Genomic DNA, 21,817 nt, shown 5'->3' on the forward strand with positions numbered 1-21,817 from the left:
TCGGATCATGCGTTGCTGTTCGCCAGCTATTCGTTTGATGCGGCTTGCTGGGAAATCTTCCAGGCACTCTTCTGTGGAGCCACACTGTATGTACCAACGTCAGAGACGATTTTGAACTACGAGCGGTTTGAGCAATATATGGCGAATCACCAAATCACGGTAGCAGCTTTGCCGCCGACCTATGCGGTGTATCTGGAGCCAGAACGGATGCCAAACCTGCGTATTTTGTTTACGGCGGGTTCAGCATCTTCAACCGAGCTGGTGTACAAGTGGAAGGATCAGGTGGCGTACTACAACGGCTACGGTCCAACCGAAAATTCAGTGGCGACGTCCATCTGGCCGGTATCCCAGGATGAGAGAGCTGGACAACTGATTTCCATCGGACGCCCTGTGCCGAATCATCGGGTATACATGGTGGATGTGCATGGACATTTGGCTCCGGTAGGCGTCGCGGGTGAACTGTGCGTGTCCGGTCCGGGTCTGGCTCGGGGTTATCTAGATCGTCCAGAGCTGACGGCTGAGAAATTTGTATCGAACCCGTTTGCGGCTGGCGAAGCCGGCTATGAACGAATGTACCGTACGGGTGACTTGGCGAGATGGATGCCAGACGGCAACATCGAATATTTGGGCCGGATCGACCATCAGGTGAAAATCCGGGGCTACCGGATCGAGCTGGGCGAGGTTGAGGCACAAATTTTGAAAGTGGAGGACGTACAAGAGGTCATCGTACTGGCCCAGGCGGACGAGCAGGGACAAAACCAACTGGTGGCGTACTATGTTGCTGAACGGGAAGTAAGCGCTGGTGAGCTACGCAGCTTACTGGGCGAGGAGCTACCAAACTACATGGTGCCTTCGTATTTCATCCAGCTAGAACAAATGCCACTGACGCCGAACGGTAAAATCGACCGCAAGGCCCTGCCGGCACCAGAAGGCAGCCTGCAAAGCGGAGCGGATTATGCAGAGCCGCGCACAGCGCTGGAGCAGACTTTGGTTTCGATTTGGCAGGCTGTATTAGGAGCCAAGAGAGTCGGAATTCTGGATAATTTCTTCGATCTGGGCGGCGATTCGATCAAAGCGATCCAGGTATCCTCCCGTTTGCTGCAAGCGGGCTACAAGCTGGACATGAAGGATTTGTTCCAATATCCTTCCATCTCGCTGCTGAGCGGTCATGTACACAAGGTCAGCCGTACAGCCGATCAGCGTGTGGTTTCGGGAAGCGTTAAGCTGACTCCGATTCAACAATGGTTCTTTGGACAATCCTCAGCAGAGCCGTATTATTTCAACCAGTCGGTGATGCTGTATAGAGCACAAGGCTTCGATGAAGCCGCATTGCATCAAACGGTGACCAAGGTAACGGAGCATCATGATGCTTTGCGTATGGTCTTCCGTCAGACCGAACAGGGCTATGAAGCGTGGAATCGCGGTTTGAACGAAGGCGAGCTGTATCGTCTGGACGTTGTTGATCTGACGGATGTGCAAAACATTACAGATGTTGCAGCAGCCATTGAAATGAAAGCCAATGCCATCCAAAGTTCCATTCGTCTGGACGAAGGACCGCTGGTGAAGCTGGGACTTTTCCGCTGCATGGATGGAGATCATTTACTGATTGCCATTCACCATTTGGTCATAGACGGGATTTCGTGGCGAATTGTGTTTGAGGATTTTGCCACGGGATATGAGCAGGCCGTGCGGGGAGAAGCGATTCGCCTGCCTTATAAAACGGACTCTTTCTCCGCTTGGGCAGAGCGCTTATCACAATATGCGAATAGTCCGGCGATCGAAAATGAACGCGAATATTGGCAGCATCTCGCTCAAATGGAAGTCGCATCGTTGCCTAAGGATCAAGAGAGAGCGGAGGGACAACATTCTCTAATCAGAGACACTGCGACGGTGACCGTGGCTTGGAGTGAACAGGAAACACGACTGCTGCTTCAGGAAGCACATCGTGCGTACCACACCGAGGTTAATGATCTGCTGTTAACCGCACTCGGCACAGCGGTATATAACTGGAGCGGTCAGGAGCGTGTGCTGGTCAATCTGGAGGGACATGGCCGGGAAGCCATTGTTCCAGATATCGACATCACCCGTACCGTGGGCTGGTTTACAAGCCAATATCCGGTGCTGCTGGATGTGGACGGAAAGGCAGCAGTCGGGCAGCGAATCAAGCGGGTGAAGGAAGACCTGCGCCATGTACCGCATAAGGGTATTGGCTACGGCATTTTGAAATATATGTCTCAGGAAGATGCTAATTCTTCATGGACCCTGCAGCCTGAAATTAGCTTTAACTATTTGGGACAATTTGATCAGGACTTGGAAAATGGGGATATTACGCTGTCTTCACATTCAGGTGGAGAGCCGATGAGTGACCATACCGTACTGGAGCATCCTTTGAATGTGAACGGAATGATTACAGCGGGCGCGCTGACACTGGAAATTCGCTATGACAGTAAGGTATATCATCAGCAAAATGTAGAAAAATTTGCGCAGTTGCTGCAGGAAAGCTTGCAGGAAGTGATCGCTCATTGTGCCTCCAAAGAGCGGAGTGAGCTAACACCAAGTGATGTATTGTTCAAAGGCTTGACGCTTAGGCAGCTGGAACAATTGACAGAGCAAACAGCTTCTGTGGGCGAGCTGGAAAATGTATATGCTCTTTCGCCTATGCAGAAGGGGATGCTGTTCCATAATCTAATGGAGCCGCAGTCAGGCGCCTACTTCCAGCAAGCCTCGTTTGATCAAAAAGGCAGCTTTGATGTTGAAATTTTCCGCAAGAGTCTGGATGTACTGACACAGCGTCATGAAGCGCTGCGAACGAATTTCCATATGTTTGAGACAGGGCACAGTCAGGAGCCATTGCAGATCGTATTCCGTCACAAAGATAGCGACCTTTCTTTCCAGGATATACGGGAAATGCAGGAAGCGGAGCAACAGGCATATATCCAGGCGTTTAAGCAAGAGGACCAGGCTAGGGGCTTTAATCTTGGTACGGATGCACTCATGCGCGTACAGGTATTGCAAACCCATGAAGAAACGTATCATTTGGTCTGGAGCTTCCATCATATTGTCATGGATGGCTGGTGCTTATCGCTCGTTACGGGTGAAGTGTTTGGTACGTACTTTGCGCTGCTGGAGCAGAAGCAGTCGGAGCTTGCTCCTATCACACCATATGGCCAATATATCGAATGGCTGGGGCGTCAGGATGAGCGTGCAGCAAAAGAATATTGGAGCAGCTATTTGGCCGGCTTTGAACAGCAGACGTTGTTACCTGGATCGGATACTTCATCGAAAGACCAAGCGGCTAATACTGTATCCACTACATCGGGTGAAACCAGCGAATATATTTCTGAAAAAATAACGGTAGATCTGGACCCAACGTGGAGCAAAGCCATACACCGGATTGCGAAGCAGCAGCAGGTCACGATTAATACGCTGATGCAGAGCGTGTGGGGCCTGATTTTGCAGATATATAACAACAATGAGGATGTTGTGTTCGGCAGTGTCGTTTCTGGACGTCCGACGGATATTGCTGGTGTAGAGCATATGATCGGTCTGTTCATTAATACCATCCCGGTTCGGATTCAAAGTGAACGGAATGCCACTTTTGTGGAAGTGATGCGGAAAACGCAGGAGCAAGCGTTGGCTTCGGGAGCCTATGACAGCTTCCCGCTGTATGAAATTCAGGCGCTGACCGAGCAGAAGCAGCATCTAATAAACCACATTATGGTATTTGAGAACTATCCGGTAGAGGAGCAAGTCGAGCAGCTTGGTGAAGTTCGTCCATCCGCTTTTGAAATTACGAATGTAGAGGTTGTTGAGCAAACGAACTATGATCTGGACTTGATTGTGATGCCCGATGAAACATTCCGCATCATGTTCAGGTACAACGCCAATGTATACGATCGGTCTACAATAGAGCGGATGCAGGGACATGTACTGCATGTCATCGAGCAAATCGTGAACAATCCGCATATTCGTGTGAATGAGCTGGAATTGGTGACACCGGAAGAACAAGCACAGATCGTTCAGGTCTGGGGGGATACGGCGGCAACCTATCCGCAGGATCAAACGTTAAGTGCGCTGTTCGAGCAGCAGGCCGCGAATACACCGGATCAGGCAGCAGTGTTGTGCGGATCGGAATCGTTGACCTACGCGGAGTTGAATGAGCGCGCGAACCGACTCGCACGCACTTTGCGTGCGGAAGGCGTCCAACCGGATCAGCCTGTAGGCATACTGGCTCACCGTTCTCTGGACATGATCGTAGGTATTTATGCGATCCTCAAGGCAGGCGGAGCCTACGTGCCAATTGATCCAGAATATCCGGCAGACCGTATCCGCTTTATGTTGGAGGATTCAGGAGCGAAGCTGGTACTGACGCAGTCGCATTTGGCGGAGCAAGCCTCACTGAGTTTCGACGGCCAGGTGCTGGTGCTGGATCATCATGAGCAGGATGGCCAAGACATTTACCACGAAGACGGTTCGAATCTGGAGCCACTGGCCGGACCGCACCATGTAGCCTATGTCATCTATACCTCCGGCTCCACGGGAAAACCGAAGGGCGTGATGGTGGAGCACCATTCCGTGCTGAACCGGATTTTGTGGATGCATAATCGATACGGCTTGAGTGCAGAAGATACGATCTTGCAAAAGACCGCCTTCACCTTTGACGTGTCGGTGTGGGAGTTGTTCTGGTGGTCGCTGGTCGGCTCGAAGGTGAGCTTGCTGTCGGTAGGTGGGGAAAAGAACCCGGAAGACATCGTAGATACGATTGCCCGCGATGGCGTGAGCACGATGCACTTTGTTCCCGCCATGCTGCATGCGTTCCTGGAGTACGTGGAGCAGCAGCCACGGGAAGTGATGCAAGCGAAGCTGGGCACGCTGCGCCATGTCTTTGCCAGCGGCGAAGCGTTGCCGCCACAGCATGTGGCCCGATTCCAGCGGCTTGTGTCGAGCCTGGCTGGAGCGAAACTGATCAACCTGTACGGTCCAACCGAAGCGACGGTGGACGTATCGTACTTTGATTGTGAACCGGATGAGGAATATGGAGTTATTCCGATCGGGAAACCGATTCAGAATATTCGTCTGTACATCGTGAAGGAAGGCACGGAGCAATTGCAGCCGATTGGGGTTGCGGGCGAACTGTGCATCGGTGGTGTCGGCGTAGCCCGAGGCTATCTGAACCGTCCAGAGCTGACGGCCGAGAAATTCGTAGCCGACCCGTTTGCCAGCGGGGAAGCAGGCTATGAACGGATGTACCGCACAGGCGATTTGGCGAGATGGATGCCGGACGGCAACATTGAATATCTGGGCCGGATCGACCATCAAGTCAAAATCCGGGGTTACCGGATTGAACTGGGCGAGGTCGAATCGCAGCTGCTCCAAGTGGAATCGGTACGCGAAGCGGTCGTCACGGCGCGTGCGGATGAAACGGGACAAAAACAAATGGTGGCGTACTATGTTGCGGGGCAAGAGATAGGAGCCAGTGAGCTGAGAAGTGAGCTGGGCCGGGAGCTGCCAAGCTACATGGTGCCGTCGTACTTTGTACAGCTGGAACAAATGCCGCTGAGTCCAAATGGCAAAATTGACCGCAAAGCCCTGCCAGCACCAGAAGGCAGCCTGCAAAGCGGAGCTGATTATGTCGCACCGCGGACGTGGGTGGAAGTGAAGCTGGCGCACATTTGGCAGGATGTGCTGGGCCTCACGCAGGTCGGTGTGAAGGAAAACTTCTTCGAGATTGGCGGACACTCGCTGCGGGCGACGACACTGGCCTCGAAGATTCACAAGGAGCTGAACAAGCCGCTTCCACTGCGCAGTATTTTTGAAGCACCAACGATTGAGCAACTGGCAACGGTGTTAGAAAGTCTGGATCAAGTAACATATGCGTCCATTCCGGTAACGGAAGATCGTAGCTTCTACCCGTTATCTTCGGCGCAAAAACGACTGTATGTGCTGCATCAGTTTGATCCAAGTGATGTGAACTACAACATGCCGTCGGTGCTGCAAGTGAGCGGTCCGCTGGACGTAAAACGAGTAGAAGACGTGTTCCGTCAATTGATCGCCCGCCATGCAACCTTGCGTACCCGCTTTGAGCTGATCGACAGCGAGCCAATGCAATGGGTTGAGGACACCGTGCCGTTCAAAGTGGAATATACGAAGGTACAGGTAGAGCGTGCGACTACGGATACAGATCAGGACACATCTACAGATTTGGATACAGCTACGGACACGACGATCAGCCAGGAAGCACAAGAACGGGTACGACAGTTTGTGCGTCCGTTCGATCTGAAAGCTGCACCGCTGCTGCGGGTAGGCTTGGTGGATCTGGGCGCACAAGGAGCAAAGCAGGCATCCCAGCATTTACTCATGCTCGATATGCACCATATCGTTTCGGATGGTGTGTCGATGGAGGTACTGACCGATGAATTTGTCCGCTTGTATGGCGGTGAAGAGCTACCGGCATTGCGGATTCAGTACAAGGATTATGCGGTATGGCAGCAAAGCGAAACCCACCAGGAGTGGATGCAGCGTCAGGAAGCGTACTGGCTGGGTACCTTCCGGGGCGGCGTGCCTGTGCTGGATCTGGCAACCGACTTTGCCCGTCCGGCGGTGCAGAGTACGGCAGGGGATACGATCGAATTCGGACTGGAGCGTGAAGTTAGCGAACGCCTGAAAGAACTGGCTTCGCAAACAGGATCAACCTTGTATATGGTGCTGCTGGCGGCGTACACTACGCTCTTGCATAAATACACAGGCCAAGAAGATATCGTAGTAGGCACGCCGATTGCTGGAAGACCACATGCGGAACTGGAGAGTCTGGTAGGTGTCTTCATCAACACGCTGGCAATCCGCAATTATCCGTCTAGCGACCAATCGTTCCTGGATTATCTGCAAGGGGTGAAGGAGCATGCGCTCAGTGCTTATGAGCATCAGGACTATCCTTTTGAAGAGTTGGTTGAAAAGCTGAATTTAACGCGGGATACGAGCCGAAATGCGCTGTTTGACACGATGTTTGAGTTAAAAACATTGGAGCAGCAGGAGTTGCAGCTGGAAGGTCTGACCTTACATTCGTATCCGCTGGAAAATCATACGGCCAAATTTGATCTGAGCTTGGATGCAATAGAGCAGCCAGAAGGCATTCTGTGCCGTCTGGAATACAGCACGGCGCTGTACAAGCCTGAGACGATTGCGCGATTGGCACAGCATTTTACCGAACTTGTACGTGCAATTACACTGCATCCACAACAGCCACTGGCAGCTTTGGAGATGGTACCTGCCGAGGAAAAAGCACAAATCATCTATGGTTTTGGAAATGTGGGGGTATCGGATGTTGCTGCTGCTGAAGCAGGAGCCTTATTCCACACCTATGTGGAAGAACAGGCGCAGCTTGTGCCGGATCGCGTGGCGGTGGTGTACGAGGAGCAGCAGCTTACGTACCGGAAACTGAACGAGCGCGCGAACCAATTGGCGCGGAGATTGCGGAATGAAGGCGTTGGCCGCGAGTCGATTGTTGGCATTTTGAGTGAACGTTCGGTGGACATGCTGGTCGGCGTATTGGCGGTGTGGAAAGCTGGAGGCGCCTATGTGCCGCTGGATGCAGACTATCCGTCCGAACGTATTCGTTTCATGCTGGAGGACAGCGGTGCGTCGGTGCTGCTGACGCAAATCGGCTTGCAGGAGCGCGCGCAGGCATGGCTGGAGGAAAGCCGACAGGCCTTGGCCGGAGGGCAGTCTGAGGTCGAGTTGGGAACAGTAGCTGGCGTTGAAACGATGGAATCAGGTACTCTCCATGGAACCCTGAATGGAACAGCAGATTCGCCACCTGACAGCGAAGCAGCATCCGAATCCGCAGCGAACGTGCGTCTGCATACCGTACTGGCGTTGGATGATGAGTCGCTGTACATCGGAGATACCACCGATATCGAGCCTATTAACGAACCGCAGGATCTGGCGTATGTCATTTACACGTCCGGGACAACAGGACGCCCGAAAGGGGTCATGATTGAGCATCACAGCTTGGTGAATACGGCTGCGGCGTATCGCCGAGATTACCGTCTGAGCGAGTTCCCGGTACGACTACTGCAGCTGGCGAGCTTCTCCTTCGACGTATTCGTCGGGGATATCGCGCGGACGCTCTATAACGGCGGCACGATGGTCATTTGTCCGAAAGACGATCGGATTGATTTTAGCCGATTGTATGGCTGGATTCGCGATTACCAGATTACCGTATTCGAATCGACTCCGGCCCTGATCGTACCGTTTATGCAGCATGTGCATGAACAGGGGCTAGACATGAGCAGTCTGGAACTGCTGATCACCAGCTCGGATAGCTGCAGTGTGACGGATTATCGGGTGTTACAAGAACGGTTTGGCGCGGATATCCGCATTATGAACAGTTACGGCGTCACGGAAGCGGCGATTGACTCCAGCTTCTACGACGAAGAATTGTCGAAGCTGCCAAGCAGCGGCAATGTGCCGATTGGTCAGGCGTGGCTGAACGCCCGCTTCTACATCGTGGACAGCCAGCTGAATCCGGTGCCGATCGGCGTACTGGGTGAACTGTGCATTGGCGGAGCCGGGGTGGCACGAGGCTACCTGAATCGTGCAGACCTGACCGCCGAGAAATTCGTAGCGAATCCATATATACCAGGTGAACGATTGTACCGCACAGGCGATTTGGCGCGGTGGATGCCGGACGGCAATGTGGACTTTATCGGCCGGATGGATGATCAGGTCAAAATCCGGGGCTTCCGGATTGAACTGGGCGAGGTGGAAGCACAGCTGCTGACCGTGGACGGCATTCAGAAAGCCATCGTCACCGCCTGGGAAAACGAAGATGGAGACAAGGATTTGTGTGCGTATGTCGTAGCCTCTGAGGCGCTGAATTTGCCCGAGCTGCGCAACATGCTGCAGCCCAAGCTGCCGGGTTATATGATCCCGACATATGTCGTACAACTGGATCATTTCCCGCTGACACCAAACGGGAAAATTGACCGCAAAGCGTTGCCTACGCCGGAAGCGCGCCTCGAAGGAGGCACAGCGTACGTGGCACCGCGGACACCGCTGGAAGAGCAGTTGGTACGTATTTGGCAAAGTGTTCTGAATCATCCGCAGATCGGTATTAAGGACCATTTCTTTGAAGTCGGAGGACATTCTCTGCGCGCGACAACTCTGATGGCGAAAATCCATCAGGAGCTGAATTACAAGCTGACGCTGCGAGATATTTTCCAATATCCAACAATTGAGCAACTGGTGCAGGTGATGGGAGAAGATCAGACACAGCAAACGTATGTATCCATCCCTGTTGCGGAGGAACGTGCATATTATCCGGTTTCCTCGGCGCAAAAACGGATGTACGTGCTGAGTCACCTGGAAGGCGGAGAGGTTAGCTACAATATGCCGGGCGCTTTGATCATTGAAGGTTCCTTGGATAAAACGCGACTGGAGCAAGCCTTCCGCCAGCTGATTGCCCGTCATGAAGCCCTGCGAACCCGATTCGACATGGTGGATGGCGAGGTGATTCAACGGATTGAATCGGGCGTCGCATTCAACGTGGAGCATGTGCAGGCAAGCGAAGAAGAGACCCAGCAGTATGCATTGGACTTTGTACGTGCATTTGATCTCGCACAAGCACCGTTGCTGCGGGTTCAGTTGGTGGAAACCGGACCGGAGCGTCACGTTATGCTCTATGACATGCACCATATTATTTCGGATGGCGTGACTGAAGGAATTATCGTGCAGGAGTTCTCTCAATTGTATGAAGGCAAGGAACTGCCGCCTCTGCGCATCCAGTACAAGGACTATGCGGTTTGGCAGCATGCCGATATGCAAAGTGAACGTCTTCGTGAGCAGGAAAGCTACTGGCTGAACACGATGGCTGGTGACATTCCAGCACTGGATATGCCAACGGATTTTGCAAGACCAGCCGTACAGCGTCTGGAAGGAGCTCGATTGGAATTTGCGATCAGCTTGGAGGACAGCGAGCAGTTGAAACAGCTGGCCGCGCAAACCGGCTCCACCTTATACATGGTGTTGCTAGCAGCATATAGCACGCTCTTGCATAAATATTCGGGGCAGGAGGATATTATTGTCGGCACGCCGATTGCCGGAAGACCGCATGCGGAACTGGAGGGCTTGGTAGGCGTATTCCTCAACACGCTGGCGATCCGCAATTATCCGTCTGGCGACAAAACGTTCCTGGATTATCTGCAAGAGGTCAAAGAGCATGCGCTCAGTGCTTATGAACATCAGGAATATCCTTTTGAAGAACTGGTTGAAAAGCTGAATTTAACGCGGGATACGAGCCGGAATGCGCTGTTTGACACGATGTTTGAGCTGAAAACATTTGAACAGCAGGAGTTCGAGCTGGAGGGTCTGACCTTTAAAACGTATCCGACGGACAATCATACGGCCAAATTTGATCTGACCTTGGATGCAGTGGAGCAGCCGGAAGGCATTCTGTGCAGTCTGGAATACAGCACAGCGCTGTACAAGCCTGAAACCATCGCGCGATTGGCACAGCATTTTACTGAACTCGTACGTGCAATTACCCTTCATCCGCAGCAGCCACTGGCAGCTTTGGAAATGGTAACCGTCGAGGAGAAGGCACAAATCATCTACGGTTTTGGAGATGTGGGGGTATCGAATGTTGCTGCTGTTGAAGCAGAAGCCTTGTTCCATACCTTTGTGGAAGAACAGGCGCAGCTTGTACCGGATCACGTGGCGGTGGTGTACGAGGAACAACAACTGACGTACCGCACACTGAACGAGCGTGCGAACCAATTGGCCCGTAGACTGCGAAATGAAGGCATTGGACGCGAGTTGATGGTCGGCATTTTGAGTGAACGTTCGGTAGACATGCTGGTCGGCGTACTGGCGGTGTGGAAGGCTGGAGGCGCCTATGTGCCGCTAGATGCAGACTATCCGTCCGAACGTATTCGTTTCATGCTGGAGGATAGCGGTGCGACGGTACTGTTGACCCAAACGGACTTGCAGGAGCGTGCACAGGTCTGGCTGGATGAAAGCAAAACTACATCCGAATCCGCAACGGGGATACGTCTGCATACCGTACTGGCGTTGGACGATGAGTCGCTGTACACCGGAGATACCGCTGATGTAGAGCACATCAACGAACCGCAGGATCTGGCGTATGTGATCTACACCTCCGGGACAACGGGACGTCCGAAAGGGGTCATGATTGAGCATCGCAGTTTGGTGAATACGGCTGCGGCCTATCGCCGGGATTACCGTCTGAACCAGTTCCCGGTACGACTGTTGCAACTGGCGAGCTTCTCCTTCGACGTGTTCGTCGGGGATATCGCGCGGACGCTTTATAACGGCGGAACGATGGTTATCTGTCCGAAAGATGATCGCATCGACCCAAGCCGTCTATATGGCTGGATTCGCGACTACCAGATTACGGTGTTCGAATCGACCCCGGCCCTGATCGTACCGTTTATGCAGCATGTGTATGAACAGGGACTGGACATGAGCAGTCTGGAATTGCTGATTACCAGCTCGGATAGCTGCAGCGTGACAGACTACCGGGTGCTGCAAGAACGGTTTGGCGCGGATATCCGGATTATGAACAGCTACGGCGTCACGGAAGCGGCGATTGACTCCAGCTTCTACGACGAAGAGCTGTCGAAGCTGCCAAGTAGCGGCAATGTACCGATTGGTCAGGCGTGGCTGAACGCCCGCTTCTACATTGTGGACAGCCAGTTGAATCCGGTGCCGATCGGCGTACTGGGCGAGCTGTGCATTGGCGGTGCCGGGGTAGCACGAGGCTACCTGAATCGTACGGACCTGACAGCCGAGAAATTCGTAGCGAACCCGTACGTATCGGGTGAACGATTGTATCGCACAGGTGACCTGGCGCGGTGGATGCCGGACGGCAATGTGGACTTTATCGGGCGGATGGATTATCAAGTGAAAATCCGGGGCTACCGGATCGAGCTGGGCGAGATTGAAACGGCGATCCAGCGGGTGCCGGGCGTGCGTCAAGCGGTAGTCATCGACCGGACGGATGAACGTGGACACAAGTACTTGTGCGGATACATCACGGGAGAAGCCGAGCTGCGGATTGAGGAGGTACAGGCCGAGCTGGAAGCCGGGCTGCCAGCACATATGGTGCCTGCACGTTTGATGCGACTGAAGACGATCCCCCTGACGAGCAACGGCAAAATCGACCGCAAGGCCTTGCCGGAACCGGAAGGAAGTATTCATACCGGTGCAGCCTATGTGGCACCGCGTACCACGGTGGAGCAAGTGCTGGCTGCGGTATGGGCCGGAGTACTCGGCGTGGAAGCGGTAGGCACGCAGGATAACTTCTTCGAGCTGGGTGGCGATTCGATCAAAGCCTTGCAAGTATCCTCCCGATTGCTGCAAGCAGGTTATCGACTGGAGATGAAAGACCTGTTCAGTCATCCAACCGTGTCTGCCTTGGCACTGAAAGTTCAATCGGTGACCCGATTGGCGGATCAGAGCGAAGTGGTGGGCGCTGTGAAACTGACACCTGTTCAACAATGGTTCTTTGAGCAGAACCTGACGGATGCTCATCATCATAACCAGTCCATTATGCTGCATAGCAAGGACGGTTTTGATGAACTGGCATTGCGCACGGCGATGGATCAAATCGTTAGCCATCACGACGCACTGCGTATCATTTTCCGACCTACGGAGCGCGGATATGAAGCTTGGAACCGCGCGGTCGGTGAGGGCGAGCTATATACGCTGGATCGGGCCGACTTCAGAAATGAGTCTGAGGTATCTGCGGCGATCGAGGCCAAAGTGAATGAAATTCAGGCGGGCATTCATTTAAGCGAAGGACCGCTGGTGAAGCTGGGGCTGTTCCATTGCCCCGATGGAGATCATTTGCTGATAGCGATTCATCACTTAGTGGTGGATACCGTATCTTGGCGCATTTTGTTCGAGGATATTACGACCGCCTATGAGCAGGCATTGAACGGACAAGCAGCTCGTCTTCCGCACAAAACGGATTCGTTCCGCACCTGGGCGGATGGGCAGTCTCAATATGCGAACAGTCCGGCTATGGCAGCAGAACTCGCATTCTGGCAGGAAATGGAACAAGGCGTATATCAGCCGCTTCCAAAAGACGAGTCCCCTTCTCATTCCTTCAATAGGGACAGCGAGAACATTACAGTTACGTGGACAGCTCAGGAAACGGAGCAGCTGTTAAAACAAGCGCATCGTGCCTACAACACGGAGATGAATGATGTGCTGCTTACCGCATTGGGGCTGACGATTCATCGCTGGGCGGGCCTGGAACGAGTGCTCGTGAGCCTGGAAGGCCATGGACGGGAATCCATTTTGCCAGAACTGGATATTACGCGCACCGTGGGCTGGTTTACGACCCAATTCCCGGTTGTGCTCGATATGAGCGTGGGGCAAGACCTTTCACAGCGCATCAAACATGTGAAAGAAGGACTACGCCGCATTCCGCAAAAGGGCATCGGCTACGGTATGTTGAGATACCTGTCCGCAGCACGTGAGCAAGAGCGTTTTGTAACCGAACCTGAAATCAGCTTTAACTATTTGGGACAATTTGACCAAGATATGCAAAATCAATCCATTGGCGTATCTCCTTACGCTAGCGGTGCAGAGCTTAGCGCCCATGCAGCCAGATCGCACACGCTGGATATGAACGGACTGATTTCGGAAGGCGAACTGCAATTGACGATCAGCTACAGCAAGCAGGAATATCGTCGTGAAACGATGGAGCAGCTAGCTGAAGAGTTTAGAATCAGTTTGCAGGAAATCATTACGCATTGCATAAGCCGCAAACAGCAAGAGCTGACGCCAAGCGATGTCATGCTTAAACATGTAACCATGGCCGAGCTGGATCAATTGGTAGAACGGACACGTGACATGGGGGAACTGGAAAATGTCTATGCGCTGACGCCGATGCAAAAAGGCATGTTGTTCCATAGTCTGATGGATGCAGCGTCAGGTGCTTATTTTGAACAAACGACCTTTGATTTGCACGGACGCTTCCAAGCGGATATTTTCCAAGATAGCTTGAATCATTTGGCACAGCGGCATGAAATATTTAGAGCTAATTTCATCAGCGGTTGGCAGGATGAGCTTGTGCAGGTTATTTTCCGCCGCAAGGATGTTGGTTTTAAATGTGAAGATTTGCGTCATCTGAATGAGCAGGAGCGTGACGCGTATGTGAAGGAATTTATTCGCAAGGACAAGGCAGCCGGGTTCGATTTGTCCCGGGATGCGTTGATGCGCGTGGCGATTTTACGAACAGGTGATGAGGATTATTATTTTGTGTGGAGCTCTCATCACATCTTGATGGATGGCTGGTGTGTGGCGTTAGTCACGGATGAGGTGTTTGAGGCTTATTTTGCAGCCGTGGAGCATAGAGAGCCGAAGCTTGCCCCCGTGACTCCATACAGTCAGTATATTGAGTGGCTTGAAGCACAGGATGTAGAAGCAGCAGCTGCGTACTGGAAGGATTATTTGCTCGGCTATGATCAGCAAACTTCGATTCCGACCGGAAAAGTAGGCGTGAAGGCGGACGATGCACAATTTGAGCATATCCTGTGCGATCTGGGCAAGGAGTTGACCGGACGTATGGAAATGGTGGCCAAGCAGCACCACGTGACCCCGAATACATTGCTGCAAACAGCTTGGGGCTTGCTGCTCCAAAAGTACAACGGTAGTGACGACGCTGTTTTTGGCGGTGTAGTGTCTGGTCGTCCAGCGGATATTACGGGGATCGAAAATATGGTGGGCTTGTTCATTAACACCATTCCAATACGTATCCGCAGTGGGGCTGAGGACACCTTTGCTGACATGATCAGAACGAATCAGCAGCAGGCGCTGACTTCTCAAGATTATGAAACGTATCCGCTGTATGAAATTCAAGCCTTGAGCGAGCAAAAGCAAGATCTGATCAACCACATTATCGTGTTTGAAAACTATCCGGTGGAGGAGCAGGTCGAGCAACTTGGCGAAGGTGCAGAGTCGGATTTTGAAATTCGCAATGCCGGCATGATTGAACAAACCAACTATGATTTCAATCTGGTCGTTATGCCGCAGGAAGCGATGAAAATCCGATTTGAATACAATGCGAAGCGATATGATCGAGAAGCTGTTGAACGGACTCAGGGCCATCTGGTACAGCTGTTGGAGCAGGTGGTGGCGAAGCCGGACATTCGAGTGCATGAGCTGGATATGGTAAGTGAGCAGGAGCGCGAGCAAATTCTCCGCGTATGGGGAGATACAGCTGCTGAGTATCCAAGCGGGCAAACGATCCATGGCTTGTTCGAGACACAAACGGCGCAGACACCGGAACAGCCAGCGTTGTTCTTCGAAGGAGAGCAGTTGACCTATCGCGAGCTGAATGCACGTGCGAATCGTCTGGCGCGCACCTTGCGTAGTCAAGGCGTGACGAAGGATCGCCTGGTGGGTCTGATGACCGAACGTTCGGTAGACTTGATCGTGGGGATCTTAGGCATTTTGAAAGCCGGGGGTGCATATGTGCCCATCGATCCGACGTATCCGGAGGAACGTATCCGCTACATGCTAGACGATTCGGGGGCGAAGCTGTTGTTAACGCAAAACCATCTGGTGGATAAAGTAGCTTTCGATGGTAACGTGCTGGTGCTGAATGGGGCACAGAGTGTGTATCACGAGGATGCTTCCAATCTGGAGTCGTTGTCTGGTCCAAACGATCTGGCGTATGTCATTTATACGTCGGGTACGACGGGGCAGCCGAAAGGCGTTATGGTGGAGCATCGTAATGTCGTACGTTTGGTGAAAAATACAAACTACGCGCAATTAGATGCCGACACGCGCATTTTACAGACAGGGGCTATTGTTTTCGACGCATCCACCTTCGAAATTTGGGGGGCGCTATTGAATGGTGGACAGCTGGTGCTAGTGAGCCAGGATGTCATTTTGGACGCCCCCAAGCTTAAGGAAGCTGTGCGTAGCCACGGCATTACCACGATGTTTCTGACTACACCGCTCTTTAACCAGCTGTCCCAGCAGGATCTGGCGCTGTTCGAGGGGGTATGGGAGCTGCTGGTAGGCGGTGATGTGATGTCCGTACCACATATGAACCGGGTGCTGGAGGCTCATCCATCCTTGCGGATCAGTAACATCTATGGCCCGACCGAAAATACGACCTTTTCCACAGTGCATGCGATCACTGGTATGCAATCGGAATCGGTGCCAATTGGCAGACCGATCCATAATTCGACAGCGTATGTCGTGGACCGTTCGATGCGGCTTCAGCCCGTCGGGGTATGGGGTGAGCTGATCGTCGGCGGTGACGGGGTGGCACGTGGATACCGCAACCGTCCGGACCTGACGTCCGAAAAGTTCATCGACAGCCCGTTCCGCAGCGGAGAACGCTGCTATCGCACAGGCGACCTGGTACGCTTGAATGTGGACGGGACGCTGGAATATAAGGGACGGATCGACGCACAGGTGAAAATTCGGGGCTACCGGATCGAACTGGGCGAGGTAGAAACGCAGCTGTTGAAGCTGGAAGCGGTGCAAGAAGCTGTGGTCATCGCGCGTGAAGATGAGCAAGGGCAGAAGCAGCTCTGCGCTTATGTGGTCGCCGATGGGGAAGTTGTGGCAAGTGAACTGCGCAGCGCTTTGAGCCAGAAGCTACCGGGTTACATGGTCCCTTCCTATCTGGTACAGCTGGAGCAGATGCCGTTAACTCCGAATGGCAAAATCGACCGCAAGGCACTGCCAGCACCGGAAGGCAGCCTGCAAAGCGGAGCTGATTATGTTGCACCGCGGACATGGGTGGAAGTGAAGCTGGCGCAAATTTGGCAGGATGTGCTGGGTCTGGCGCAGGTCGGTGTGAAGGAAAACTTCTTCGAGATTGGCGGACACTCGCTGAGGGCGACGACGCTGGCCTCGAAAATTCACAAGGAGCTGAACAAGCCGCTTCCACTGCGCAGTATTTTTGAAGCGCCAACGATTGAACAACTGGCAACGGTCATGGAAGGTCTGGATCAAGTAACATATGCGTCCATTCCGGTAACGGAAGAACGCAACTTCTACCCCTTATCTTCGGCGCAAAAACGACTGTATGTGCTGCATCAATTCGACCCGAATGATGTGAACTACAACATGCCGTCGGTGCTGCAAGTGAGCGGACCGCTGGATGTGAAACGGGTAGAAGACGCGTTCCGTCAATTAATCGCCCGTCATGCGACCTTGCGTACCCGCTTTGCACTGGTGGACAGTGAGCCGGTGCAATGGATTGAGGACACCGTGCCGTTCGAGGTGGAGTATACGAAGGTCCAGATAGAGGGTGCAACTGCGGACACGATGGCCAGTCAGGAAGTACAAGAACGTGTGCAACAGTTTGTACGTCCGTTCGATCTGCAAGCCGCTCCGCTGCTGCGGGTAGGCTTGGTAGATTTGGGTGTACAAGGAACCGAGCAGGAATCGCAGCATTTGCTCATGCTCGATATGCACCATATCGTCTCGGATGGTGTGTCCATGGGAGTACTGACCGATGAATTTGTCCGCTTGTACGACGGTGAAGAGCTTTCGCCATTGCGAATACAGTACAAGGATTATGCGGTATGGCAGCAAAGCAAAGCCCATCAAGAGTGGATGCAACGTCAGGAAGCGTACTGGCTCGACACCTTCCGGGGTGAACTGCCTGTGCTGGATCTACCGACGGACTTTGCCCGTCCGTCGGTACGAAGTACGGCAGGCGATACGGTGGTGTTCGGACTGGAACGTGAAGTCAGCGAACGGCTGAAAGAACTGGCGGCAAACACAGGCTCCACGCTGTATATGGTGCTGCTGGCAGCGTACACCGCGCTCTTACACCAATACAGCGGGCAAGAGGACATCGTAGTCGGCACACCGATTGCTGGACGACCGCATACGGATCTGGAGCCGATGATTGGGATGTTCGTCGGAACGTTGGCATTGCGGAACTATCCGACGGCAGAGCAAAGCTTCCGAAGCTACGTGGAGGATGTGAAGACGCGTGCCCTGCAAGCCTATGAACATCAGGACTATCCGTTTGAGGAGCTGGTGGAAAAGCTAAATGTAAAGCGAGATATGAGCCGCCATCCACTGTTCGATACGATGTTTACCCTGCAAACGACTGAGGAAGGCAAGCTGCAGCTGGCGGACCTGAGCTTCCGTCCATACGGCTTAGAACAAACGCCAGTCAAGTTTGATTTGATGATGGAGGCCAGTGAGGAAGAGGCAGGCATCCAGTTCGGATTGCAGTATGCAACCGCGTTGTATCAACAGGAAACCGTAGAACGGATGACACGCCACTTTATTCGTTTGGCCGAAGCAGTAGCGGCGAACTCGGATGCGAAGCTGGGTGAGTTGGAACTGATTACGGCGGAAGAAACCGTGCAGATTCTGGAGGTATTTAATGACCCGAACGCACATAGTGTGCGTTGTGCTGAACACAGACAGGTGCAAGGACGTTCGCTCAGCGAACGCTTTGAAGAGCAAGCGAAGCGCAACCCTGAGCGGATAGCAGTTGTGTCTGGAACCACCGCGCTGACCTACACTGAGCTGAATGAGCGTGCGAACCAATTGGCTCGTGTGTTACAAGCGGAAGGGATCGAAGCAGATCAACCGGTTGGCGTATTGCTGGAACGTTCTGCGGATATTCTGGTGAGCATTCTGGGGGTACTTAAGGCCGGAGGCGCATATGTGCCGATGGATACGATGTATCCACAGGAGCGCATCGACTACATGCTCCAAGACAGTGGGGCCAAGGTCGTGATTACAAGCAGAGTTGCCAACCTGTCGCTCAGCTTGCCATCCACAGTTCGAGCTGTAGTCTTGGATGACGAGGACGTTCAAGCTCAACTGGGAGCACAGGATGCGAGCAATCTAATCCCTGTCGCCCGCCCGCATAACCTGGCCTATATGATTTACACGTCAGGTACCACCGGCCAGCCGAAAGGGGTCATGATCGAGCAGGGCAGTGTTAGCAATCTGGTAGATGCTTTATTGGAGCGAGTATACAGCCGTTATGAACAGCCGCTTCATGTCGCATGGCTGTCGGCATTTGTATTTGACGCTTCAGTGAAGCAAATCTTTGCCAGCTTGCTGTTAGGCCACACCCTGCACGTGGTGTCCCGTGACGTCAGTCTGAGTGGAGAGCATTTGATCGCCTACTACCGCACGCACCGGATTGATCTGTCGGACGGCACACCTGCGCATCTGCATATTTTGAACGAAAGCGTCAATGTGACGGAAGCGCCGGAAGTGAAGCATTACCTGATCGGTGGCGAAGCATTATCCGTGCAGCTGGTAAATGTGTTCCTGCACAAGTGGTCCGGGTATCGTCCGGTCATTACGAACGTGTACGGTCCGACCGAAACCACGGTAGATGCGACTGCTTATACGATTGAAGATGTAGAGTCCCTGAACGCACTGCTGGAAAAAGGGGAGCATACGGTATCCATCGGAACGCCGATAGCGAACCAGTCTGTGTACATCCTGAACAGCCAGCAACAGCTGGTACCGATCGGGATCGCAGGTGAGCTTTATATCGGAGGTGCAGGTGTCGGACGAGGATACCTGAACCTGCCGGAGCTGACGGCAGAGAAGTTCGTCCCGAATCCGTTCGCAGATGCGGCAGCAGCCGATCAAGCGGACAGCACTCACGCAAACCGGATGTACCGGACGGGCGACCTGGCACGGTGGTTGCCAGACGGCAGCATTGAGTATTTGGGCCGGATCGACCACCAGGTGAAAATCCGGGGGTACCGGATCGAGCTGGGCGAAGTGGAAGCGCAGCTGCTGACCGTGGATGGCATTCAGAAAGCCGTGGTCACAGCATGGGAAAACGAAGACGGACACAAGGACCTGTGTGCCTACATCATAGCTTCAGAGTCCCTGAGTTTGCCGGAGCTGCGCAATGCGCTGCAGCCGAAGCTGCCGGATTACATGATCCCGACGTATGTGGTACAACTGGATCGTTTCCCGCTGACACCGAACGGGAAAATCGACCGCAAGGCGTTGCCGGCGCCGGAAGCACGTCTCGAAGGAGGCCTGGAGTACGTTGCACCGCGGACGCCGCTGGAAGCCAAACTAGCCCAAATCTGGCAGGATGTCTTGAAACTGTCCAGCGTAGGAGTCACCGACTCATTCTTTGACGTGGGTGGGCACTCCCTGCGGGCAACGACGCTGGTGGCCAAAATCCATCAGGAACTGGACAGCCGGATTACGCTGCGTGAGGTGTTCCAACACTTTACGATTGAGCAGCAAGCCCAGCTCATAGCTACGCACGGTACAGACACCTATACGGTGATCCCTGCGGCGGCGCAACAGGCGTACTACCCGGTTTCCTCGGCTCAAAAACGACTGTACATTTTGAGCCATCTGGAAGGTGGGGATCTCAGCTACAATATGCCGGGTGTATTAACCGTGGAGGGGCCGCTTCAGGCCGATCGGCTGGAAGATGCGTTCCGTCAGTTAATAGCCCGCCATGAAACGCTGCGGACTTCCTTTGAAATGGTGGAAGGCGAGGTCGTTCAGCGGGTTTACGATCAAGTGGAGTTTGCATTAGAGCACTTGCAGGCCAGGGAGTCCGAAGCCGGAGCCTATATCGATTCCTTTGTACGCAGCTTTGATCTTCGCCAGGCGCCACTGCTGCGTGTCCGTCTTATTCAAACTGGACCAGAGCGCCATCTCCTGATGTACGACATGCACCATATTATTTCAGACGGTGTATCGTCTAACAATATCGTGCAGGAGCTGGTACAACTGTACGAAGGGCAGGAATTAAAGCCGCTGCAAATTCAGTACAAGGACTATGCAATATGGCAGCAGCAGGAGATGCAACGTGAATCATACCAACGCCGGGAACACTTCTGGCTGGAGCATTTAGCCGGAGAATTGCCGGTACTGGATTTGCCAATTGCTTATCCTAGACCTGCTGTTCGCAGCTTCGAGGGTGCGATGTATGAATTTACAGTGGACGCAAATGTATCCGAGCAACTGCACCGAATTGCGGCACAGACCGGAAGCACGCTGTACATGGTGCTATTAAGCGCCTACACCGTTCTGCTGTCCAAATACAGCGGTCAGGACGATTTGATCATCGGTACGCCGGTAGCAGGACGCTTGTTGCCTGAGCTGGAGCCACTGATCGGAATGTTCGTCAATACGCTAGCCATCCGGCATCAGCCGAGGGGCAACCAAACGTTCCACAGCTACTTGCAGGAAGCCAGAGATCGTACGCTGCAAGCCTTCGAGCATCAGGATTATCCACTGGAAGAGTTGGTGGACAAGCTGGATGTAGCACGGGATGCAAGCCGTAACCCATTATTTGACACCATGTTTGTACTGGAAAATACAGAGTCGCCGGAAGCGCAGCTTGAAACGCTGTCCTTCAGCCCGTATGTTCAGGAGCATCGTATCTCCAAATTCGATTTGACCTTGTCCATGAGTGATGAAGATGGGGAAATCAAGGGTTCGTTTGAATATTGCACGAAGCTGTTTGGAGCCGACGCTATTGAGAGATTAACCAGAGATTTGATAGCGATCCTGTCCCAGGTTGGGATCAATCCAGATTTGCTGTTAAGCGATATTCAGGTGAACTCGGACGAGCAACCGGAAGGCTTCTCGCCGGATTCCATCGACTTTGTTTTCTAAATCCGTTTTCTAAATGCAATGAATTCACTTTGCGTGTGCAGAGGGCGGCGGCTTGTCCGACTGCCCTTGCCTGCATTGAAAAAACAGCAAAAATAATTCCATTTGAAAATTTAAGTATTATAAAATTCGTCAAGTTTAGGTTGATTATGCACATTATATATTAAGGGAAGAGTATAAGATG

General features: G+C 53.1%; 1 protein-coding gene (only partly in view). It reads left to right on the forward strand.

What is annotated here, in order from left to right; translation table 11 throughout:
• Nucleotides 1–21,636: the 3' portion of a non-ribosomal peptide synthase/polyketide synthase gene (locus tag AOU00_RS25025; protein WP_069291939.1), read on the forward strand. The gene continues 20,532 nt to the left of window position 1, outside the view; the window shows 21,636 of its 42,168 coding nt (coding positions 20,533–42,168); its start codon lies off the left edge, out of view; its stop codon occupies nucleotides 21,634–21,636.
• Nucleotides 21,637–21,817: the final 181 nt, after the last annotated feature.

Origin of the sequence: Paenibacillus polymyxa (assembly GCF_001719045.1) — a bacterium.
Lineage (GTDB): Bacteria > Bacillota > Bacilli > Paenibacillales > Paenibacillaceae > Paenibacillus > Paenibacillus polymyxa_B.